Genomic DNA, 21,627 nt, shown 5'->3' with positions numbered 1-21,627 from the left:
CCACCTGCGGATCATGTGGGAAGAGAGTGGCATTTTTGCAACTAGGAGCGCGCTGAAGCTCTACGTTTGGAGCATGATCTTGTCGGAAAACCGGCTCCCACTTTTCCGGATCATGCTCAGCTTCGCCACGGCTTTAGCGTATGAATCTGCCAACGGCCACGGCTGCTTTGGCAGCCGGCGCCCTGGAGCCAGCTTTCGGTGCTGCCGTTGACGTAGCTCGCCAGGAAGTCGCGGCATCTGCGTCCGTCCTCGGCGGCATAGGACTGGGCGATCGGCGTCACCGAGCCGCGCGCCCCGGTCTCGGGATTCTCCCAGTGCTGGCTGGAATCCTTGTCGCCCTTGCTGAGGACGTCGGAGGCGGCATTGCGCGCGAAGGCGAGATCGGTCTCGGTGGGCGCCGCGTCTCTCGCCGGCCCCGCGATCGAGCCGGTGAGATCGCTGTCGTCAGTCTTGGCGTAGGCATTCGTGTCGTTGCGGGAGAAGCTGCAGCCGCCGGCGCCGAGCCCGATCAGAATCATCGTCATGACGAGGCCGGAGGGCCGGATCGCCGATAGGCCAACGCGTTCCCATGCCCTATATAGGGCGGTAGCGGACAAGGACGAATTTTGGGCCGCGGGACGCAACTCGGACTCCAGACATGACCGACACGACCTCGATGAAACACCAGACATCCTTAACATCCGGTGATTTCACCGCCGCCGACGAGCCATTTGCGCTGTTCGCGGCCTGGCTGAACGAGGCGACCAAGAGCGAGCCGAACGATCCGAATGCCATGGCGCTCGCAACCGTAGACCCTGACGGGCTGCCTGACGTCCGCATGGTGCTGATGAAGGGCTTCGATACCGAAGGTTTCGTCTTCTACAGCCACATCGCCAGCCAGAAGGGCCGCGAACTCGCCGCAAATCCTAAGGCAGCGTTACTCTTTCACTGGAAGTCGCTGCGCCGTCAGGTCCGCATCCGCGGCAACGTGACGCCGGTGACCGACACGGAGGCCGACGCCTATTTCGCCACCCGCCCCAAGCAGGCCCAGATCGGTGCCTGGGCGAGCAAGCAGTCGCAGGAGCTGGAGAGCCGCTTCGCCTTCGAGCAGGCCATCGCCAAGGTCGCAGCCAGATATGTCATCGGCGAAGTGCCGCGTCCGCCGGGCTGGAGCGGCTGGCGCATCACGCCGCTGCGCATCGAATTCTGGCACGACCGACCCTTCCGTCTGCACGACCGCATCGAATTTCGCCGTGACGCCGCCGACCAGAAATGGTCCAAGACGCGGATGTACCCTTGATCCCCATCTTGAACCTTGCTTCGAGCTTTGGGCCGACCTGAAAGATGTCCATGCCGCATTCGTCCAACGCGCCGCGTCGTACGCTGCTCCTGACCGGAGCAAGCCGCGGCATCGGCCACGCCACCGTGATCCGCTTTTCCTCGGCGGGATGGCGCGTCATCACCTGCTCGCGGCATCCCTTCCCGGAGGACTGCCCGTGGGACGCGGGGCCCGAGGACCACATCCAGGTCGACCTTGGCAATCCCCAGGACACTGCGCGCGCGATCTCCGAAATCCGCAACCGGCTCGAGGGCGGCACGCTGCATGCTCTGGTCAACAACGCCGCGATCTCGCCGAAGGGCCCGGGCGGCTCCAGACTCGGCTCCGTCGACACCGACCTCGACACTTGGACGCATGTCTTCCATGTCAACTTCTTCGCGCCGATCATGATCGCACGCGGGCTGATCGAAGAATTGAAGGCGGCCAGGGGCTCGGTCGTCAACGTCACCTCGATCGCGGGCTCGCGCGTGCACCCCTTCGCGGGCGCCGCCTACGCCACCTCGAAGGCGGCGCTCGCCTCGCTGACGCGCGAGATGGCCTCCGACTTCGGCCGCGTCGGCGTGCGCGTCAACGCAATCGCCCCGGGCGAGATCGACACCTCGATCCTGTCGCCAGGCACCGAGAAGATCGTCGAGCAGCAGATCCCGATGCACCGCCTCGGCACGCCCGACGAAGTTGCAAAAATCATCTACGTGCTGTGCACGGACACCAGCTCTTACGTCAACGGCGCCGAAATCCACATCAACGGCGGCCAGCACGTGTAGCGGTGAGCGTCATTCCGGGGCGATGCGAAGCACCGAACTCCGGTGCGCCCTTGCGCATACGAGAATCTCGAAATTCCGGCTTCGGTCCTGCGGACGCCCCGGAATGACGGATGAATTGATCAGCTGATTTCGCCGTAGCTTGGGCCGGAAGTCAGGCGATCCAGACAACGCCGCCGCAAGGCCTGGATCGCCCTTACCTTCCGTTCCTCAATCGAGTCGAATCCGACGCGACCTCTCGCGCGGCCGCGGAGCGGCCGTGCTGAATGCAGTCGAGCAGTCGTCGTCGTTCTCACCATCGAGCAGCGGAGCACCACAGTGCCGGCACATGCGTGCCGACATCGACGGCGCCTTGCCGCTCGCCACGACCTGACGATAGTTCGCCAGATCGATGACGTTGCGGGGCGACGTTATGTGTTTTTCAACCATGGCTGTTCCTCGCGGCTACGCCCTGCTTATCGCAGACAAGTTTCGCGCAAACGTTCAGCCCACCGCTCAAATTTTACCGGAGGAATTGCGGCACAACGCGGACATCACCGCGCCGCCTCAATCCCGATCTATTCTGCGACACGATCCACCGTGTCTCTGCGAGCGGCGTAAGGTCTCGGTAGGGATTTTTGCTCGAGACCCCTACAGCCACTTCTTCCATTTGAAGATCCAGTACGGGACGACCGCGGCGATCAGCATCATCACCAGCGCCATCGGATAGCCGTGCACCCATTCGAGTTCCGGCATCACCTTGAAGTTCATGCCGTAGACCGAGGCGATCAGCGTCGGCGGCATCAGGACGACGGCCATCACCGAGAACAACTTGATGATGTTGTTCTGCTCGAGATTGACGACGCCGAGCATGGCGTCGAGCACGAAGGTGATCTTGTTGGAAAGATAGGAGGCGTGGTCGGTCAGCGAGGCAACGTCGCGCTGCATGGTCTTGAGCTGCTCGCGCATGTCCTTCGACCATTTCACGCCCTCGACCACCGCGGACAGGAACGTCACGACGCGACCGATCGACACCAGACTCTCGCGAACCTTCGAGGTCAAATCGCCTTTGCGGCCGATCGAGATCAGGATCTGGGAGTACCTTTTTGCCTGCCCATGGCGCTCGCTCTCGGGCTCGAAGATGTCGTGGCTGACCTGGTCGATCTCGGCGCCGCAGCGCTCCAGAATGTCCGCGCAGCGGTCGATCACCGCGTCCAGCAGCTCCATCAGCACCATCTCGCCGGTGATCGAAGGCGTGCAGGAGCGGGAGAGCTTGGCCTCGACCAGGGCGAACGGCTTCGGCAGGTCGTACCGCACCGTCACCAGGCGGTGGTCGCCGAGGATGAACGTCACCGCCGTGGTCCTGGGCATGTCGGTATCGGAGTGGCACATCAGCGTCGCAGTCATGTAACGCGCGCCGTTCTCCATGTAGAGGCGGCTGGAGATCTCGATCTCCTGCATGTCTTCCCGGGTCGGGATCGCGATGCCCGCGAGCCGCTCCACCGCCTTGTCCTCAGCCGCGGTCGGATTGACCAGGTCGATCCAGACCGCGTTCTCCGGCACGGCCGCAAGATCCTCGATGACAGCCTTCTTGAGGGCGGACTCCGAGGGAACAAACACCGAAAACATGAAAAGCTCCAGAGATCCTGCGACAGCCAGCCCTTAGCGCGATTCTGGCAGGTTCACGATGACAACAACATTAACGGAGCGTTTGGACTTGTGGCGATCCGAGGCTCAACTGTGACACGGAATCGACAGTTCGGCATATCCAGCCGAAAAACCCGCACAACACCGCAAAATTTGCGGCAGAAAAGCCACAGCTGGGCTCTCGTAGCGCGGGAAAAGCCCTTCAGAGCTGGAATTGTGGCAGATTTCAACGATAATGGGATTAACGGAGTCGAGGAACTTGGGCGTCAAGCTCAAGCCTTCCGCACGGTATTGTTTTGATTGGAACCAAACCATGTCGTCGCTGAAAGTTATGTTGGGGATTTTGGCCGCCGGCCTGATGCTGTCGGGCTGCATGCAGGCCACTCACTATGAGGCGACCGACACCAAGGCCTTCAAGCCGAAGGACAAGGAACTCCTCGCCAAGGTCAAATACGAGAACACCCCGGTCGCAGAGCCGTTCCGCCGCGCCATCGTCGAATACCACCGCAAGGAATCGCCGGGCTCGATCGTGGTCGATTCCGACAACCATTACCTCTATTACGTGCTCGATGGCGGCAAGGCGATCCGCTACGGCATCACCGTTGGCGAAGAGGCCATGGCCTGGTCGGGCATCGCCAAGGTGGGCAGCAAGACCGAGTGGCCGGCCTGGCACCCCACCCCCGGCGAAATTTCGCGTCTGGGCGTGCCGACCTATGTCGCCCCCGGCCCGGATAATCCGATGGGCTCCCGCGCGCTGTACCTCTATTCGGGCGGCAAGGACACGCTGTTCCGCATCCACGGCACCAACCAGCCGGAATATATCGGCGCCTCGATCTCGTCGGGCTGCATCCGCCTGACGAACGAAGACGCGATCGATCTCTATGATCGCGTCAAGGTTGGCACCCTGGTCGTGGTGCTCGAGCCCAAGCACGGCGACTCGCCGTACAATTCGCGACTGGCGCTCGGCAACAGCCAAACCGGCCAGGCGGCCAGCTACTGATCGCCTCCGACCTCTGGACAACAAGAGGCGCCGGTTTTACCGGCGCTTTTTTGTTACCTGCTTGGACGATTGAGGCTTCTTGGCAGGAAGCGATGTCTCTTCAGGTGAAGACGATTTCTCCGCCGGCTCGTTGTCAGCACCTTCCTTCGCCTCTGGCTTGGCAGCGACCTCGCGTGGCGGCGCCTCCTCGGGGCGCTCCGCCGGCAATAGCGGGGCGATCTGCGGCAGCGGATCCCAGACGTTCCACTGGCAGATGCGGTAGTCGTTGCGCCGCTGCGCCAGGTCGAGATGAACGTGATCCTCATGGTACCAGTCCGAGCCAGGACCGAGCACGGTGGAAAAGCGCGCGCAGACCGAGTGCAGCACACGCTCCCGAACGTCGCGCGACAGGGTGCGGTCGGTGAGGCCGATCGACTGCCCATTGGCGAGCTTGATGGCGCGGATGTCGATGGCATTGGCCTTGCCGTGCTCGGACAGCATCGCGCCAGCGACGCGGTTGCGGCCGCGGCACTCGAAGGAATCGAAATTATCGAGGTCGCTGATGGGCGAGCCGAGGCTGGTGGCCACCGGCACCATGTCCTTGCGCAGCCAATCGGCGATCGCCGAGGCCATGGTGCAGCGAAGGATGGCCGCCGGCTTGACCGTCACCTTGCGCTTGTCCGGCAGCACGACCGCTTCCAGCCGCACCAGATCCTCTCCGCCGCAGGCGCCGGGGCCGCGGATGTCCGGGATCGAGGGCGCGATCGCAATGTCCTCCGTCAGTGCGAGGCGGCAGGCTGAGGCCTGTTTCTGGGGTGGCGGCGCAGTCTCGGCGGGCTTGTCGGCGCTCGGCTTGTCCGCGAGGGGCTTGTCGTCAGCGCCCGGCGGGGCCTCGTCCGATGCCTTGGGCGCCTCCTCGGGGCGCGGTCTCGGCAACGGGATCTTGGCGGAATGAACCGCGGGGCGCGGCCGGGGTGCGGCGATCCCGAAGATGTCCAGCGGGGATGCATGCCTGCGCGCCTCCGCCGTCCCGGCGAGCCCGAGCGATAAACCGATTGCAGCGGTAACAATTGCCGCCCGAGCGGACATATAGCCGTGACAAGACCATTTGCGGCGAAAGTCCAGCACGCTAAAAGTCATGACAAGTCTTTGGCCCAATGCTGAGAGCGACAACGCGCCCAGCGACTTTTCGGAGGAACGTCGGAATGCTCGGTTTGATGCAAGATTGGCCCCTGCTCTGCCACCGGATCATCGAACACGCCGCCAGGATTCATGGCAAGCAGGAGGTGGTCACGCGCTCGGTGGAGGGACCGATCCACCGCACCAACTACGCCGAGATCCACAAGCGCGCCCTCAAGGTCTCGCAGATGCTGGAACGGGACGGCATCAAGCTCGGCGACCGGGTCGCAACGATCGCCTGGAACACCTGGCGCCATCTCGAGGTCTGGTACGGCATCATGGGAATTGGTGCCATCTGCCACACGGTCAATCCGCGCCTTTTCCCGGAGCAAATCGCCTGGATCATCAATCATGCGCAGGATCGCATCGTGATGACTGACATCACCTTCGTTCCGATCCTGGAGAAGATCGCCGACAAGCTGCCGAGCGTGGAGCGCTACGTCGTGCTCACCGACAAGGCGCATATGCCGGAGACCACGCTGAAGAACGTGGTCGCCTACGAGGACTGGATCGCCGAGGCCGACGGCAAATTCAAATGGAAGGAGTTTGACGAGAACACGGCAGCCGCGATGTGTTACACCTCCGGCACGACCGGCGATCCCAAGGGAGTGCTGTACTCGCATCGCTCCAACGTGTTGCACGCGCTGATGGCCAACAATGTCGACGCGCTCGGCACCAGCGCGTCCGAGACAATGCTGCCGGTGGTCCCGCTGTTCCATGCCAACAGCTGGGGCATCGCCTTTTCCGCGCCCTCGCAGGGCACCAAGCTGGTCATGCCGGGCGCCAAGCTCGACGGCGCCTCGGTCTATGAGCTGCTCTCGACCGAGAAGGTGACGCACACCGCTGGCGTGCCGACGGTGTGGCTGATGCTGCTTCAGCACATGGCCGCCAACAATCTCAAGCTGCCGGATCTGAAGATGGTGATCTGTGGCGGCTCGGCGATGCCGCGCTCGATGATCAAGGCCTTCCTCGACATGGGCTCCAACGTCCGTCACGCCTGGGGCATGACCGAGATGAGCCCGATCGGCAGCGTCGCGGCGCTGAAGCCTCCGTTCCACAATGCGACGGGCGATGCCAAGCTCGACGTGCTCCAGATGCAGGGTTATGCGCCCTTCGCCGTGCAGATGAAGATCACCGACGATGCCGGCAAGGAGCTGCCCTGGGACGGCAAGACCTTCGGCCGCCTCAAGGTCGCCGGGCCTGCCGTGGCCAAGGCCTATTACCGCGTCGACACCAACATCCTCGACGAGGAAGGCTTCTTCGACACCGGGGACGTCTCGACGATCGACGAGGACGGCTACATGCGGATCACCGACCGCTCCAAGGACGTGATCAAGTCCGGCGGCGAGTGGATCTCCTCGATCGACCTCGAAAACCTCGCAGTCGGCCATCCGGCCGTGGCGGAAGCCGCAGTGATCGGCGTATTCCATCCCAAATGGGACGAGCGGCCGCTTTTGATCGTGCAGCTCAAGCAGGGCCAGCAGGCCACCCGCGAGGACATCCTCAAATACATGGAGGGCAAGATCGCCAAATGGTGGATGCCCGACGACGTTGCCTTCGTCGAAGGTATTCCGCATACGGCCACCGGCAAGATCCTGAAGACGGCGTTGCGCGACCAGTTCAAGGATTATCGCTTCCCGAACGCGGCGGCGTAACACCCCACACGTCATTCCGGGGCGATGCCAACGGCATCGAACCCGGAATCTCGAGATTCCTGGCTCGCCCTTCGGGCGCCCCGGAATGACGGGCACTCACCGTCCGTCTCCCTTGAATTTGCCGCCGCGCCGTGGTCTCAACAAACCATCGTCGCGCCAGATCGGCCGGCATCGCCAACCCCGGCAGAGCTTCACCCGATGGCCCGCAGGTTTTCCGCTCCCTATCAGTCGGAGCCCGTGTCCAGCCTCGCGAGTTGGGCGCGCAATCTGGCCGTGTTCGCGGTAGTGGCGGTGGTGGTGTCGGTCATCGTCGTGCGCTTCGATTTCCTGGAGCCGAAGCCGGCGCTTGCGACTTTCTTCGGCGGGCTCGCGATCACCGGCCTGTCGATCTTGTTCGGGCTCGCGGGCTTTGCCGCGATCTGGCAGAACGGCTCGCGGGGCTTGGCGCGCATCCTGCTCGCCTTCCTGATCGACGGGGCGATCCTCGCCTACCCCGCCTATCTGGCCTTTCAATATCGCAAGCTGCCGTCGATCTATGACATCACCACCGACCCGATCGATCCGCCGCGTTTCGACGCGCTGGCGCGCCTGCGCACCGGCGAGGGCACCAACACTGCGGTCTATGCCGGCCTCTACTCGGCGGAGCAGCAGCGCCACTTCTATCCCGACATCGAGCCCGTCGAACTCGAGATTTCCGCCGACCGCGCCTATGCAATCGCGCTCCAGCTCGTGCACAAACGCAAATGGCTCGTGATCGACGAGCGCGCGCCGCAGCCGCCGCGCCGCATCGGCCGCATCGAGGCGGTGGCGCGCACGCCGATCATGGGTTTTCGCGAGGACGTTTCGATAAGAGTCGTGCCGGATGGCGATGATTCACGGGTCGATATGCGCTCTGCCTCGCGCAATTTCGACAGCGATCTCGGCAGCAACGCCGCGCGCATCAAGAAATTCATCGACGATCTCAACACCGCCGCCGATGCCGACGCGCTCAAGCCCGTGAAGAAGACGCCGGTCGCGCCGCCCAAGGCGCCGGCAAAGACGGTGAAAAAATAGCGAATTGGCGAGTGGCGAATAGCGAATGGAGAAACGCAATTCGCCACACCCTATTCGCCATTCGCCCCTAGGCCAGCCGATACGTCCCGCCGATCACGGGATCGCCATCGGTCGCGACCACCCCTCGCGCAACCAGGTCTTCGAGGTGCGCCAGCACGGAGTAGCCGGCGGCCGTCGTCAACCTCGGATCGATACCGATATAGATCGCGCGGACCATGGTCGGGATGTCGGTCTCGCCCTTGGCGAGGCGGTGCAGGATCGAGGCCTCACGCGCCTTGCGGTGACGGATCAGGAAGCGCACGAAGCGCTGGCCCTCGGAGATCTCGGGGCCGTGGCCCGAGAAATAGAGATCCTCCTCGCGGGCCGCGAGCCGGTCCAGCGAGTCCATGTAGTCGATCATCGAACCGTCGGGCGGCGCCACGATAGAGGTCGACCAGCCCATCACGTGATCGCCGACGAAGTTGAACTTTCGCTCGGGCCAGGCGAATGCCAGATGATTGGCCGTGTGGCCGGGCGTCGCCACGGCCTCGAGCCGCCAGCCGTCGCCTTCAACGACGTCGCCGTGTGCGAGGTTGACGTCTGGCGCAAAATCGCGGTCGGCGCCGGATTCCGGATTGTGCTTCTCGCTCTCGAAACGCGGGCGCGAGGCGCGATGCGGGCCTTCGGCATAGACCGGCGCACCTGTCGCCTGCTTGATGCGCGCGGTGTTCGGCGAATGGTCGCGATGGGTGTGGGTGACGAAGATATGGCTCACCGTCTCGCCGCGCACGGCATCGAGCAGTGCAGCCGCATGCGCCTCATCGTCCGGACCGGGATCGATGATCGCAACATTGCCCCTGCCGACGATGTAGCTGACCGTGCCGGTAAAGGTGAACGGGCTCGGATTGTTGCAGAGAACGCGCCGCACGCCGGGGCGGACCTCCTCGACGAGGCCGGGCTTCAGCGGAAAGTTGCGGTTGAACGGGACGTCGTCGTTGTCGGACATGGCTTCTTCTTTGTTCTTTGACGTCATTCCGGGGCGCCCGAAGGGCGAACTCAGATGCGCGCTTGCGCACCCGAGTATCTCGAGATTCCGGGTTCGATGGTTTGCATCGCCCCGGAATGACGGAGAACCAAATCAGAAAAACGCCTGAATGCCCGTGATCGCGCGGCCCAGGATCAGGGCGTGGACGTCGTGGGTGCCCTCGTAGGTGTTGACCGTCTCGAGATTATGGACGTGGCGCATCACGTGATATTCGATCGAGATGCCGTTGCCGCCGTGCATGTCGCGGGCGGTGCGGGCGATGTCGAGGGCCTTGCCGCAATTGTTGCGCTTAATGATCGAGATCATCTCGGGCGCGAACTTGCCCTCATCCATCAGGCGGCCGACGCGAAGCGAGCCCTGAAGGCCGAGCGCGATCTCGGTCTCCATGTCGGCGAGCTTCTTCTGCACGAGCTGGGTCGCGGCGAGCGGCTTGCCGAACTGCTTGCGATCGAGCGTGTACTGGCGGGCGCGATGCATGCAGTCCTCGGCGGCACCAAGCGCACCCCAGGAGATGCCGTAACGGGCGCGGTTGAGGCAGCCGAACGGGCCCTTCAGGCCGGAGACATTGGGCAGCAGGGCGTCTTCCGGAACCACGACGCCGTCCATCACGACCTCGCCGGTGATCGAGGCGCGCAAGGACAGCTTGCCGCCGATCTTCGGAGCGGAGAGGCCCTTCATGCCCTTCTCCAGCACGAAGCCGCGGATCTGGTTGTCGTGCGCGGCCGACTTGGCCCAGACCACGAACACGTCGGCAATCGGCGCGTTCGAGATCCACATCTTGCTGCCGGTGAGGCGATAGCCGTCCGAAACCTTCTCCGCACGGGTTTTCATGCCGGCCGGATCGGAGCCGGCGTCAGGCTCCGTCAGGCCGAAGCAGCCGACCCACTCGCCGCTGGCGAGCTTCGGCAGGTACTTCTTGCGCTGGTTCTCGTCGCCATAGGCGTAGATCGGGTACATCACCAGCGAGGACTGCACCGAGTTCATCGAGCGATAACCGGAATCGACCCGCTCGATCTCGCGCGCGACGAGGCCATAGGCGACGTAGCTCGCATTGGCGCAGCCATATTCCTCCGGCAGCGTGATGCCGATCAGGCCGAGCTCGCCCATCTCGTTGAAGATCTCGCGGTCGGTCTTCTCTTCGAGATAGGCCTTGGAGACCCGCGGCAGCAGCTTGTCCTGGGCGTAGGCGCGGGCGGTGTCGCGCACCATGCGCTCGTCTTCGGTCAGCTGCTCGTCGAGCAGGAACGGATCGTCCCACTGGAAAGAAGCCGCAGCCGGCTTGTCCTTGGCCTGAGGGCGCACGCTCATGAAACGTCCTTTCGCGTCTGGTTCCGTCGATAATTGCCCGACAAACTAAAGCGCCGCGGCAACAAGTTCAATTGCATCCTGGTTTCCGGCTTGCGCCACGGCGTGAGCCTGGAAACGTTGTGGTCAGCTTTCGAGCTGCTCGTTGGCGACGATCTCGATGCCGAAGCCCGACAACCCCTTGTAGTCGTGCACCGAGGAGGTGAGATGCCGGATCGACGTGACGCCGAGATCGCGCAGGATCTGCGCGCCGACGCCAACCTCGCGCCACTGCCGGTTGCGGTCGGCTTCCGTCAATGACTCGTCCGGCAGCGGCGCCACGGGGACACCGGCCGCGCCATCGCGCAAGTAAACCAGCACGCCACGGCCCGATTTCTTGAAATGCTCGAGCACGACGGCCATGCGCTTGTGACCGGTGAAGGTATCCTTGACGATGTTCGGCTTGTGGAAGCGCGTCAGCACGTTCTTGCCGTCGCCGACGCCGTTATAGACGAAGGCGACGTGAGCGATGGAATCGAACGGCGAGCGGTAGGCATAGCCCTGCAAGGGACCAATCGGGCTCTCGGTGACGAAGGTCGAGACCCGCTCGATCAGTTTTTCGCGCGCCTGGCGGTAGGCGATCATATCCGCGATGGTCACGTGCTTGAGCTTGTGCTGGGCGGCGAAGCGCGCCACCTGCTCGCCCTTCATCACACTGCCGTCGTCGTTCATCAACTCGCTGATGACGCCGACCGGGGGCAGGCCCGAAAGCTTGCAGAGGTCGACCGCGGCCTCGGTATGGCCGGAGCGCAAAAGCACGCCGCCGTCCTTGGCGATCAGCGGGAAGATGTGGCCGGGCCGGGCGAAGTCGTTGGCACCGACATTGGGATTGGCGAGCGCGCGGCAGCACGAGGCGCGCTCCTCGGCGGAGATACCGGTGCCGCCATCGGGCTTGTAGTCGATCGAGACCGTGAACGCGGTGGTGTGCGCGGAATCGTTGTGCGCGACCATCGGGTCGAGCCGCAGACGGCGCGCGTCCTCGGTCGTCACGGGCGCGCAGACGATGCCGGAGGTATGGCGGATGATGAAGGCCATCTTCTCGGCGGTGCAGAGCGAGGCTGCGACGATCAGGTCGCCCTCGCCCTCACGATCCTCGTCGTCGGTGACGACGACGAGCTCACCCCGGGCAAAGGCCTGCAAGACTTCCTGGACGGTATCGGGCATTCCCAATCTCTATCGGTTATGGGCCGGAGGCTTAACCGGACGCCTTAGCTGGACTTGGCCCGGGACGCTAGTGTCCTGGACGCAACCGCATATGCCCGGGGCAGGCCTGTCCCAAGCGGTTTTCAGGCTTGCACCGAAGATACCAGGGATATAGGCGCACACGGCCCGCAAGGAAGGCGGCCGGACGCCGTCAGGGCAGCACCTCGCGCCGCTCACCGAGCCGCAGATCGAGCTCGGCACGCTTGTCGGCGAGCAGGCCGGCCTGGGCGGCTTCGATCACGGTAAACAGCTCATGGGCATCGCTGAGCCGGGTCACGGTGACGTAGCTGGCCCCGGCCTCGTAGAGCGCGCCGACATCGGCCAGGAGGTCGGCCGTGGCGACGATCAGCGCGGTCGGATTAAGCGCGCGGACGTGGCGGACCAGCTTCTCGTTGGTGGCGCCCTTCAGCAGCGAATCCGGCACGCTGAGGATGATCATCTCGGATTTGCTGATGCCGGCGTGGAGCAGCGTATCGACATTGCTGATGTCGCCATAGATCACATGCAAGCCGCGCGAAAGCAGGGTCTGGTACACATTTGGGTTGAAATCGACCACGGTGATCTGCTCGAGCAACACCGGCGTCTGCCGTTCGATCTCCGCCAGAAGTGCGCTCGCCGCGCGGAAAAAGCCGAGTATGACGATACGGCGGGCTTCGCCATGGCCGCCCCCGTGCTCCTCGGCATGGCCGTTGCCATGGTCGAGGTCGCGCAGGCCGATCCGCTTCAAGGGGCCGATCGCCCAGCGGGTGATCTCGTCGCTGCGGGTCATCACGAAGGTCGAGAGCACCGCCAGCACCACGAAGGCGAAGGAGGTGGCATTTGCCGTCTCCGCTGCGATATGGTGGTCGGCGACACCGGTCTGGATCACCACAAGGGAGAACTCGGAGATCTGCGCGAGATTCAGCGCCGGCAACAGGCTGGCGCGCAGGCCCTGCTTCATCAGATAGAGCGGCGTGAACGTGGTGACGAGGCGGCTCACCACCGTGAACCCCGCGATCATCAGGGCAAGGCCGATCACCGAGAGGCCGGGCACGGGGATGGTCATGCCCAGCGCAACGAAGAACAGCGTGATGAAGAAGTCGCGCAGCGTGGTGACCTTGGCGGTCACGTCGAGCGCGTAAGGGAAGGTCGAGAGCGAGACGCCGGCAATCAGCGCGCCCATTTCGCGCGACAGCGAGAGCCGCTCGGCAGTCTCGGCGACGAGAAAGCACCAGGCGAGCGCTCCGAGCAGGATCAGCTCCGGCCGCCGGGCGATCTGGTGGAACAGGCGCGGCAGTACGTAGCGGCTGACCAGAAGCGCGGCGGCGACCAGCACCGCGACGCGGCCGATCGAGAGCAGGATGACGCTGACCTGCAGATTGGCCAAGCTCGGCTGCACCGCCAGGAACAGGATCGCGAAGATGTCCTGGAGCACCAGGATGCCGAGGGTGATGCGGCCCGGCAGCGTATCGAGCTCGCGTTTCTCGTAGAGCACCTTGACGATGATGACGGTGCTCGACAGCGCGCAAGCGACACAGAGATAGACCACATCGAAATGCCCGCCGCCGAGCGACAGGCCGATGCCGACGAAGAACAGAGCTCCGAGCAGACAGCCGCCGAGCAGCTGGCTGCCCGCCGCGAACAGGATCACCCGCCCTGCCCGCACGATCTTCTTCAGGTCGATCTCGAGCCCGATCATGAACAGCATGAAGATCAGGCCAAGCTCTGAGATGACGCTGATCGATTCCTGCGAATGGACCCAGCCGGCGCCGAATGGACCTATGCAGAAGCCGGCGATAAGGTAGGCCAGGATCAGCGGTTGCCGGGAGAAATGGGCGAGCAGGCCCAGCATCCAGGCAAACAGGATAGAAAGAGTGATGTCGCGAATGAGCTCGTGCATGCCAAATTGGTCCGTTTTGCCGCACCCTAGAAGCGGGTTGCGGTGCGGCAAGCGAGCAATTCGTCACATGCGCAGAGGGCTCGTCGCAGCCATGCTGCTAGGTCCCCTCGCCTTTGCCGTGCCCGCCGCCGCGCAATCCAAGGTCAATATCGAACGAAGCTTTGCCGATTCGCTCACCGCGCTGCCGAAGGAGGATCTCGCCGTTTCCGGGGGGTTCTACGTGCCCGCCTATTCCAGCGTCGCGATGAGCCAGGGCAAGCTGCGTGTCGACTTCTCGGTGACGTTGAGCGTGCACAACGCCTCCGAGACCCAGCCGCTGGTCGTCAAACGCATCGCCTATTTCGACACCGCAGGCAAGCAGGTTGAGAGCTATCTGAAGGCGCCGGTGGCGTTGAAACCGCTCGCCACCGTCTCGATCTTCATTCCGACCGATGACGTGCGCGGCGGGACCGGGGCCAACTTCCTCGTCGACTGGGCCGCCACGGGCGAGATCGCCGAGCCGGTGATCGAGGCCCTGATGGTTGGCGGCATCGCCAATGCGCATTACGCTTTCATCAGCCAGGGCCGTCCGACCAGGACGGCCGGCACGAGGTAAGGCGGCCGGTGCAAAGCCGACGCTCAACAAGAACAAAACGAGGAACGCTCCCATGACGTCCAGCTTCGATTTCGCGCCCCTGTTTCCGGCAGGGCTGCCGGCCCCCTCTGCGCGCTGGGCGGGTCTTGCCAAGTACAGCTTCGTCGGCGGCAACAACGATTCCGAACAGGTGCCGCTCGACGAGCTGATCGAAGCGGCCGACACGGTGCTGCGGCGCGAGGGCCGCTCCCTCGCCACTTACGGACTGGCGCATGGTCCGCAGGGCTACCTGCCCCTGCGCGAATTCCTGGTGTCGAAACTTAAGCGCGATGCCGGCATCAGCTGCACGGTCGACGACCTCCTGATCGTCTCCGGCTCGCTGCAGGCGCTCGATCTCGTCAACGCCACACTGCTGGCGCGCGGCGACACCGTCATATTCGAGCAGGACAGCTATCAGGGGTCGTTGAACCGCCTAGCGCGGCTCGGCGTCAACGTCGTCGGCATTCCCCTCGACCAGGACGGCATGCGCATGGACGCGCTGGCAACGACGCTGGCCGACCTGAACAGCCGCGGCATCCGCCCGAAATACATCTACACCATTCCGACGGTGCAGAACCCGACCGGCACCGTCATGCCCGAGAGCCGCCGCGCCGAACTCGTCCGGCTCGCGATGGAGTATGGTGTGCCCATCTTCGAGGACGATTGCTATGCGGACCTCGTCTGGTCGGGCCAGCGCCCGCCGGCGATCTACGCGATGAGCGAGAGCGGCGGCGTGATCCATATCGGCTCGTTCTCGAAGTCGATTGCGCCGGCGCTGCGCGTCGGCTTCGTCGTCGCGCCCTGGGACGTGATGTCGCGAATGCTGGCGCTGAAGACGGATGCTGGGTCCGGCGCGCTGGAGCAGATGGTGCTGGCGACCTATTGCAAGCCGCATTTTTCGACCCATGTGCCGGCCTTGACGAAGGCGCTGCGCACCAAGCTCGACACGCTGATGGAGGCGCTCAACGAGCAGTTCGGCACGGCCGCCGAATTCGAGGAGCCGAAGGGCGGCATCTTCCTCTGGGTGAAGCTGCCCGACCAAGTCGATACGCTGAAACTGTATCAGGCGGCGCTCGCCGCCGGCGTCTCGATCAATCCGGGACCGGAATGGTCGACCAACAAGAGCCATTCCAGCTCGCGGCTCAGGTTGTGCTTCGCCAGCCCCACGCATCAGCAGATCCGGGAAGGCGTCGCCCTGCTGGCCGAGGTCTGCCGCAAGGAATTCGGGGTGCCGGCCCGCAGCGCCAATGTGGAGAAGCGGGCCTAGATGAGGCGGGCGGCGCGCATCTTCGCCTGATTAGCGGAATCGCGTTCGCTCTCGTCCTGGTGTTGCCTGGTCGGTGGGACGCGACGCGGTCTTCCAGACGCATTGACCCGGCGAGAGCGCTTATGCCACGCCGAGAAATCACGCTCTGTCAGGCCACCTGTGGCTGACTGCCGTGAATCGCGGAGGCCAGCCGCAGCAACAGGACGATCGAGACGTTGCCTTTGCCGGCCTCGATCTGGGCGATATAGCGCTCGGAAATCCCGGAGCGACGGGCGAGCTCCCGGCGCGACAGGTCGCAGCGCATGCGCGAGGACCGCAGGCGATCGCCCAGCTCGGTCAGAAACGCGGCCTCGGAATAAGGCGGTACGGCACAGCTCCCCGGCAGCACTTCGCCCGCAAAATCCATGACTTGATTCAGCATTGCTCTATCCACGTTCGCCTTCGGGAATCCCATCCTACCCTCCAAATGCGCTGCCTCATTGACGCGGATCAAATTCGCGAGCGATCTGCGGCCGCCGTGGAACGGCCGCGAGCGCGATGCTACAGTTTAGAAGTCTTCGAGGCGGGGTTTTTCAGGACATGATGCGTTGTTTGAACCGCTGGATCGCGGCTGTGGTGCTGTGGGTTGCGTTTACCTCCATGGCCGGCGCCGAGACGCTGGCCGCGACAGTCGAGCAATGGGGCCTGCTCGGCTCATGGGCGGTCGACTGCGCCGCTCGGCCCGACCGCGACAAGGGTGCGCTCCTGACTTACGAAATCAGGAAAGATGGCCGGGTGATGTACCGGCGCGATTTCGGCGAAGCCAAAGACGAGAACGAGGTGGTGTCGGCCACAGTCGATGCCGAGGGCCTGCTCGACTTAATTGTGTTCTTCCCCTCGCTGCGTCAGACGCGTGAATTCGGACTTCTGTTGCAGAAGGACGGAAGCCTGCGCGCGATCTACAATCGCAGCGAGCGCGGCGAGTATACGATCAGGGACGGCAAGTACGTCGCCACTGGCGCACCAACGCCCGCGCAGCAACGCTGCGATTAGCTGCACCTGAACATCCATTCAGAATTCTCTTCCCGTTGCTCCGGAACGTTCGCGGTAATCTGCGGTTTAGATGTGCATTCGTTTGGAGGAGAACATCATGAAGAAGCTTGGTTATGTGGTTGCAGCTCTCGGTGCGCTCGCGATCGCGGCGCCGACGCTGGCGAGCGCAGAGACGGTGGTGATCAAGCGCGGTCATCATCATCACGGTCCGTACGGCGCCCGCGCTGAATATCGTATGCACCATCATGACCGCGGCTGGCACCGCCACCATCGCGGAGACCGCGTGGTCGTGATCAAGCGCAGCCACCGCCACCACCACTGGGATTAATGCGCAACGCGATGTGGAAATGGCCCCTCACGGGGCCATTTCCATTGCCTAAAACGCGATGCGATTAGGATGAAACGTCATCGCGCTTTAAGTCGTTGTTTACGCATGATCTTTTTCGGAGAACCGCTGCGCGCTTCTCAGGATCATGCTTTAGGCACTCGAGCTAATCCCACGCCGGTGCGAAGCCGGGATTGACGCAGCGTCTGTCCTTCGACAGCGCGGCGATCATCTTGCGATCGGAATCATCGAGCGCGATCTTGAGCGCGTCGAGATTGGCCTGTTGGCTCTCGCGGCGCGAGGCCTTCGGGATCGCGGCGACGCTGTCCTGGTCGAGCAGCCATTTCAACGCGACCTGCGCGGCGGTCGCGCCGTGCCTGGCGCCGATCTCGGCCAGCACCGGATCGGAGGCGATGCGCCCCTGCGCCAAAGGACAATAAGCGACGAGCGGGATCGACTTGGCCCGGAGATAGGCCAGCACCTTCGATTGATCGAGCATGGCGTGATATTCGACCTGGTTGCAGGCGATCGGCGCCTTGATGTCCTCGACCGCGACCTTGAGCAGTGCCGTTGTGAAATTGGCAACGCCAATGGCTCGCGCGCGCCCCTCCTCCTTGAGCTTCATCAGAGTCTCGAACACCGCGCCCCAGTTCGCAGCCTTCGATGGCCAATGCACGAGATAAAGATCGACATGGTCGAGCCTGAGCTTCTTCAGGCTGGCATCGAAGGCACGCCGGATCGCGTCAGGGGCGAGGTTCTCGTGCCAGACTTTTGTGGTGACGTGCAGCTCGCCTCGCGGCACGCGGGACGACGCGATGGCCGAGCCGATCGGCTCCTCATTGGCATACATCTCGGCAGTATCGAGGTGGCGATAGCCGATCGACAGCGCGCTCTCGACTGCGGCGCGGCAGGCATCGCCCTGCATGCGGAAGGTACCGAGGCCGAGCTTGGGGAAGCTGATGCCCTGTGTTTTCAGATGGTCCATGAAACAGGCTCCTGAGATATCGCAGCCACCGATGCGCGCAGCAATGCCGCGTGAGCAGACTCTTCGGTGATGGAAAAGAGGCGGCGAGAGTAGCGACTATATAGCGCGCGAGCGGCTGGCCAGCCAATCATCAAGATCGGGTTCGCGGCTAGGAATGCTGCGACACCACGGCCGGACGCCCCTGTGACTGCGGCACGATGTCGACCGACCAGAGGTCCCGATTGTCCACATCCTTCAAGGTCACGGTCATCACACCGCTGCGGCCATCGATGTCGACCCTTCCGAAGAACTGCAGTCCGAAACATGGCGCGAGGTTCTCGCCCTGCGCTGCACTGCAGCCCTGCTGATACATCGCGACCGGGCCAAAGGTGTCGTCGAGCTCGCCAGGCCCCCAGCTGCCGGCATGCAACGGACCGGAGACGAACTCCCAGAACGGCTCGAAATCCTGGAATCGCGCCTTGTTCGGATCATAGTAATGCGCGGCGGTGTAGTGCATGTCGGCGGTGAGCCAGACCACGTTGCGGATGCCGGCGCGCTTGATGGAGGAGAGCATGTCGGCGATCTCGTGCTCGCGCCGGTCGGGCAGACCATCGCCGAGCGCGACGGCATCCAGGCTGATCAGACCGATCGGCAGATCAGCCGCGATCACCTTCCAGGTCGCGCGCGAGGCGGCGAGCTCGCGCTTCAGCCAGGCGAGCTGCTCGGCGCCCAGGATCCAGCCGCGGTGATCATCGCCTTTGTTCCAGCTCTCATCGCGGTAGCTGCGCATGTCGACCATGAAGACGTCCAGCAGCGGACCGTAGGCGATCTTGCGATAGACGCGTCCTTTTCGCGCGCCGATGTCGCGGATCGGCATGAAGTCGAAGAAGGCGCGGCGGGCACGCGCGACCAGGCGCGGGGTGCCATCGTTCTCGTAACCGGCATCGTCATAGCTTCCGATCGGCGACCAGTCATTGGTGACCTCGTGATCGTCCCATTGCGCAAACATCGGCACCTCCGCGTGGAAGGCGCGGAAGTGCTCATCGAGGTGGTTGTACTTGTAGTTGCCGCGGAACTGCGCCAACGTGTGCGCGACTTCGGACTTTCCTCGGTCACGACGTTGCGCCAGGTCTCACCGTTCGGCAGTTTCAACTCGGATGGAATCGGGCAGTCGGCGTAGATATGATCGCCGGAATGGATGAAGAAATCCGGACGGTTGTCGAGCATGGTTCGATAGCTGCGATAGCCGCCGCGGGCGGTGTCGATGCCCCAGCCCTGCCCCGCGGTATCACCGGACCACAGGAACGAGATCGACTGGCCAGCTGCCGGCGCGGTACGGAAATGGCCGATGCGGCTTTCACCGGCGAGACCAGTGGCAATGTCGTCGAAGCGCACGCGGTAAAAGATATCCTGGCCCGGTGGCAGATCGGTCAGCAGCAGTTTTGAGGTGAGATCGGCATCAGGCAGTGCATCGCCGGAGGCCGATGCGATGATCGTTTTGAAGCTCTCGACGGTCGAGCACTCCACCTGCATCCGCGCCGGCCGGTCGGCGCGGGCCCAGATCACGGCCGAACCCTCCGAGACGTCGCCGGACTGGATCCCGCCCGCGATCTGCGGGCGGTCGGCGGCACGACTGATGGAGGGCTTCGCAAGCGAGGCGATGGCGAGGCTGGAGGCGGAGCGGACCAGGAACTGCCGCCGGGTCCATGCGCGGGAGGCGCGGAGCGTTGCCATTCAGGAGACCTTCGCCGAATCGCGACGGAAGGTGCCTGCGCTCCTTGACTTCCAGCTTACGGTTTCTTGACTCCGCGCCTACGGTTTTACGACGCAGGGATGACGACTTGGCCCTCGAGACTAGCGCTTCCAGTTGCAGATGCCGCCGGAGCGGCATGGCCAGGTCTGGATGCGTGTGTCCATCGCCTGCGCATCGAGCGGATTGCTGTGGCGGCGCGCAAGCTTGGCGCGGGCCGCGCCGCGCGATTGTGCGCTCCTGGCATGCACGGCCTTCGGCTCGGCCACGCGGACGCGTTCGGCAGCAACCTTCTTCGGCACGTCGACGGGCTCAGCGCGAGCCCGCGCGTCGTTGCCGCCCCGCGCTTCGAGTGCGACCGGTGCGAACCGCGTCTCCGGCCCGAGACGTTTCGGCGACAGAATGGCCTTGGAGAGATCGAGGCCGAGATATTCGTCAGGCTTGTAGTCGTCGGCGCGCGCAATGCCGCCCCCCACGATCACGAGGGCAAGAGCAATTGCGAAGGGAACGCTTTTCAGGACCACGGGCGCCTCCTGAAATTGATTCATTAAAGGGGTAATTTACCCCTATTTAGGAGGCGTCACGCGCAATTCCAGCGGCCAAGTGCCGCCGTGGTTAAGAAGTTTGACGGTGTCAGGCGACCTTTCGTGTCGCTCCCGTCCCGTCCAGGAACCCCATCAGACGGCTGCGGATGATGGTCTCCGCCTCCGCCATGATGCGATCGATCAGTTCCTTGCAGGATGGGATGTCGTGGATCAGGCCTGCGACCATGCCGCAGCTCCAGGCACCGGCGTCCATCTGGCCGTCCAGCATGATCCGGGGATAGACGCCCGCGACCTGGTCGTGGATTTCGTCGATCGTGAGCTTGTCGCCCTTCTCGCGCTCGATCTCGAGCAGGCGGTCGACATTGGCGTTCTTCAGCACGCGCTCGGTGTTGCGCAGGCTCCGCATGATCAGGCGGGTGTCGAGCTCGGTCGCAGCAACGAGTGCATTCTTCACGTTCTCATGCACCGGTGCTTCCCTGGTGGCGATGAAGCGCGTGCCCATGTTCATGCCCGCCGCGCCGAGCGACAGCGCCGCGACAAGGCTACGCCGGAGGCGACGAACGGGATCTTCAACTCCTCCGCCGCCCGCGGCAGCAGGATCATGTTGGGAATGTCGTCCTCGCCGGGATGTCCGCCACATTCAAAGCCGTCGACGCTGACGGCATCGCAGCCGATGCGTTCCGCTTTCAGGGAGTGGCGCACCGAGGTGCATTTGTGGATGACCTTGATGCCGGCGGCTTTCAGCGCCGGCATGTATGCTTCCGGGCTGCGGCCTGCGGTCTCCACCGCCTTGACGCCACCTTCGACAATGGCCGCAATGTATTCGGGATAGGGCGGCGCCGAGAAGGTCGGCAGGAAGGTGAGGTTCACGCCGAACGGCTTGTCGGTCATGTCGCGGCAGCGCGCAATCTCCTTGGCGAGCAATTCCGGAGTCTTCTGCGTGAGACCGGTGATGATGCCGAGCCCGCCGGCATTGGAGACGGCGGCGGCCAGTTCGGCAAAGCCGACGAAATGCATGCCGCCCTGAATGATGGGGTGCTCGATGCCGAACAGTTCGGTGATCGCGGTCTTCACTCAAGTACCTCCCGGAATTTGTTTGATGTTGAGATC

Annotated in this window: 20 protein-coding genes and 2 pseudogenes; 9 read left to right on the top strand and 13 right to left on the bottom strand. The window is 63.7% G+C overall.

What is annotated here, in order from left to right; translation table 11 throughout:
* Positions 1-116 precede the first annotated feature (116 nt).
* Entirely contained in the window at positions 117-524 is a 408-nt protein-coding gene (locus tag ABIG06_RS22185; RefSeq protein WP_370138635.1) for an RT0821/Lpp0805 family surface protein, read from the bottom strand.
* Positions 525-637: 113 nt separating this feature from the next.
* On the opposite strand from ABIG06_RS22185, the gene pdxH reads away from it, so the two are divergent.
* Both pdxH and ABIG06_RS22175 read left to right on the top strand, forming a co-directional pair.
* Positions 638-1,279 (top strand): pyridoxamine 5'-phosphate oxidase, encoded by a 642-nt coding sequence (gene pdxH / locus ABIG06_RS22180; protein ID WP_370138634.1) that lies wholly within the window; start codon positions 638-640, stop codon positions 1,277-1,279.
* 50 nt (positions 1,280-1,329) lie between these two features.
* Complete coding sequence (locus ABIG06_RS22175) at positions 1,330-2,082, top strand: SDR family NAD(P)-dependent oxidoreductase (RefSeq protein WP_124159683.1); 753 nt, start codon at positions 1,330-1,332, stop codon at positions 2,080-2,082.
* A 207-nt stretch (positions 2,083-2,289) separates the two neighbouring features.
* On the opposite strand, the gene ABIG06_RS22170 is transcribed toward ABIG06_RS22175, so the two are convergent.
* The gene (locus ABIG06_RS22170) at positions 2,290-2,508 is read right to left on the bottom strand and encodes a hypothetical protein (protein ID WP_124159684.1); all 219 of its coding nucleotides are present in this window, start codon (positions 2,506-2,508) and stop codon (positions 2,290-2,292) included.
* 201 nt (positions 2,509-2,709) lie between these two features.
* Positions 2,710-3,687 carry a magnesium transporter CorA family protein gene (locus tag ABIG06_RS22165; RefSeq protein ID WP_124159685.1) on the bottom strand — a complete coding sequence of 326 codons (978 nt, stop codon included), beginning with the start codon at positions 3,685-3,687 and terminating at the stop codon, positions 2,710-2,712.
* 331 nt (positions 3,688-4,018) lie between these two features.
* On the opposite strand from ABIG06_RS22165, the gene ABIG06_RS22160 reads away from it, so the two are divergent.
* Positions 4,019-4,705, top strand: coding sequence for a L,D-transpeptidase (locus ABIG06_RS22160; RefSeq protein WP_370138633.1), 687 nt, complete (start codon positions 4,019-4,021; stop codon positions 4,703-4,705).
* Positions 4,706-4,741: 36 nt separating this feature from the next.
* On the opposite strand, the gene ABIG06_RS22155 is transcribed toward ABIG06_RS22160, so the two are convergent.
* A complete protein-coding gene (locus ABIG06_RS22155) occupies positions 4,742-5,824 on the bottom strand; it encodes an extensin family protein (protein ID WP_370138632.1) in 1,083 nt (360 codons plus the stop codon).
* Positions 5,825-5,889: 65 nt separating this feature from the next.
* On the opposite strand from ABIG06_RS22155, the gene ABIG06_RS22150 reads away from it, so the two are divergent.
* On the top strand, positions 5,890-7,518 hold the full coding sequence (locus tag ABIG06_RS22150) for a fatty-acid--CoA ligase (RefSeq protein WP_370138631.1): 1,629 nt from the start codon (positions 5,890-5,892) through the stop codon (positions 7,516-7,518).
* Positions 7,519-7,716: 198 nt separating this feature from the next.
* Positions 7,717-8,571, top strand: coding sequence for a DUF1499 domain-containing protein (locus ABIG06_RS22145; protein WP_370138630.1), 855 nt, complete (start codon positions 7,717-7,719; stop codon positions 8,569-8,571).
* A 67-nt stretch (positions 8,572-8,638) separates the two neighbouring features.
* Here ABIG06_RS22145 and ABIG06_RS22140 read toward each other — a convergent pair whose 3' ends face one another.
* The 4 genes from ABIG06_RS22140 to ABIG06_RS22125 form a co-directional block, all read right to left on the bottom strand.
* Positions 8,639-9,556: an MBL fold metallo-hydrolase gene (locus tag ABIG06_RS22140; protein ID WP_370138629.1), complete on the bottom strand. Its 918-nt coding sequence runs from the start codon at positions 9,554-9,556 to the stop codon at positions 8,639-8,641.
* A 132-nt stretch (positions 9,557-9,688) separates the two neighbouring features.
* Complete coding sequence (locus ABIG06_RS22135) at positions 9,689-10,903, bottom strand: acyl-CoA dehydrogenase (protein WP_260346303.1); 1,215 nt, start codon at positions 10,901-10,903, stop codon at positions 9,689-9,691.
* Between the two features lie 123 nt (positions 10,904-11,026).
* On the bottom strand, positions 11,027-12,103 hold the full coding sequence (gene ribB / locus ABIG06_RS22130; protein WP_124159691.1) for a 3,4-dihydroxy-2-butanone-4-phosphate synthase: 1,077 nt from the start codon (positions 12,101-12,103) through the stop codon (positions 11,027-11,029).
* Positions 12,104-12,293: 190 nt separating this feature from the next.
* Positions 12,294-14,021, bottom strand: a complete 1,728-nt coding sequence (locus ABIG06_RS22125) for a cation:proton antiporter (RefSeq protein ID WP_370138628.1) — start codon at positions 14,019-14,021, stop codon at positions 12,294-12,296.
* 67 nt (positions 14,022-14,088) lie between these two features.
* Between ABIG06_RS22125 and ABIG06_RS22120 the strand changes: the two genes are divergently transcribed.
* Both ABIG06_RS22120 and ABIG06_RS22115 read left to right on the top strand, forming a co-directional pair.
* Positions 14,089-14,616, top strand: a complete 528-nt coding sequence (locus tag ABIG06_RS22120; RefSeq protein ID WP_370138627.1) for a DUF3124 domain-containing protein — start codon at positions 14,089-14,091, stop codon at positions 14,614-14,616.
* Positions 14,617-14,668: 52 nt separating this feature from the next.
* Positions 14,669-15,901 carry a PLP-dependent aminotransferase family protein gene (locus tag ABIG06_RS22115; RefSeq protein WP_370138626.1) on the top strand — a complete coding sequence of 411 codons (1,233 nt, stop codon included), beginning with the start codon at positions 14,669-14,671 and terminating at the stop codon, positions 15,899-15,901.
* 148 nt (positions 15,902-16,049) lie between these two features.
* Here ABIG06_RS22115 and ABIG06_RS22110 read toward each other — a convergent pair whose 3' ends face one another.
* Entirely contained in the window at positions 16,050-16,322 is a 273-nt protein-coding gene (locus ABIG06_RS22110; protein ID WP_124159822.1) for a helix-turn-helix domain-containing protein, read from the bottom strand.
* Between the two features lie 158 nt (positions 16,323-16,480).
* Between ABIG06_RS22110 and ABIG06_RS22105 the strand changes: the two genes are divergently transcribed.
* Positions 16,481-16,933, top strand: coding sequence for a hypothetical protein (locus tag ABIG06_RS22105; RefSeq protein ID WP_370138625.1), 453 nt, complete (start codon positions 16,481-16,483; stop codon positions 16,931-16,933).
* A gap of 97 nt (positions 16,934-17,030) precedes the next feature.
* Positions 17,031-17,261: a hypothetical protein gene (locus tag ABIG06_RS22100; RefSeq protein WP_370138624.1), complete on the top strand. Its 231-nt coding sequence runs from the start codon at positions 17,031-17,033 to the stop codon at positions 17,259-17,261.
* Positions 17,262-17,424: 163 nt separating this feature from the next.
* On the opposite strand, the gene ABIG06_RS22095 is transcribed toward ABIG06_RS22100, so the two are convergent.
* From ABIG06_RS22095 to ABIG06_RS22080, 4 genes and pseudogenes are all read right to left on the bottom strand, one after another.
* A complete protein-coding gene (locus tag ABIG06_RS22095; RefSeq protein ID WP_370138623.1) occupies positions 17,425-18,243 on the bottom strand; it encodes an aldo/keto reductase in 819 nt (272 codons plus the stop codon).
* Positions 18,244-18,391: 148 nt separating this feature from the next.
* Positions 18,392-19,833: pseudogene (locus ABIG06_RS22090) on the bottom strand (alkaline phosphatase D family protein).
* 243 nt (positions 19,834-20,076) lie between these two features.
* Complete coding sequence (locus tag ABIG06_RS22085; RefSeq protein WP_370138622.1) at positions 20,077-20,496, bottom strand: hypothetical protein; 420 nt, start codon at positions 20,494-20,496, stop codon at positions 20,077-20,079.
* A 109-nt stretch (positions 20,497-20,605) separates the two neighbouring features.
* A pseudogene (locus ABIG06_RS22080) lies at positions 20,606-21,591 on the bottom strand (NAD(P)H-dependent flavin oxidoreductase).
* Between the last annotated feature and the right edge of the window lie 36 nt (positions 21,592-21,627).

The sequence above is a fragment of the Bradyrhizobium sp. USDA 326 genome (assembly GCF_049739485.1).
Lineage (GTDB): Bacteria > Pseudomonadota > Alphaproteobacteria > Rhizobiales > Xanthobacteraceae > Bradyrhizobium.
Note: the sequence above shows the minus strand (reverse complement) of the source record. Positions and strands in the feature narration are given on the sequence as shown.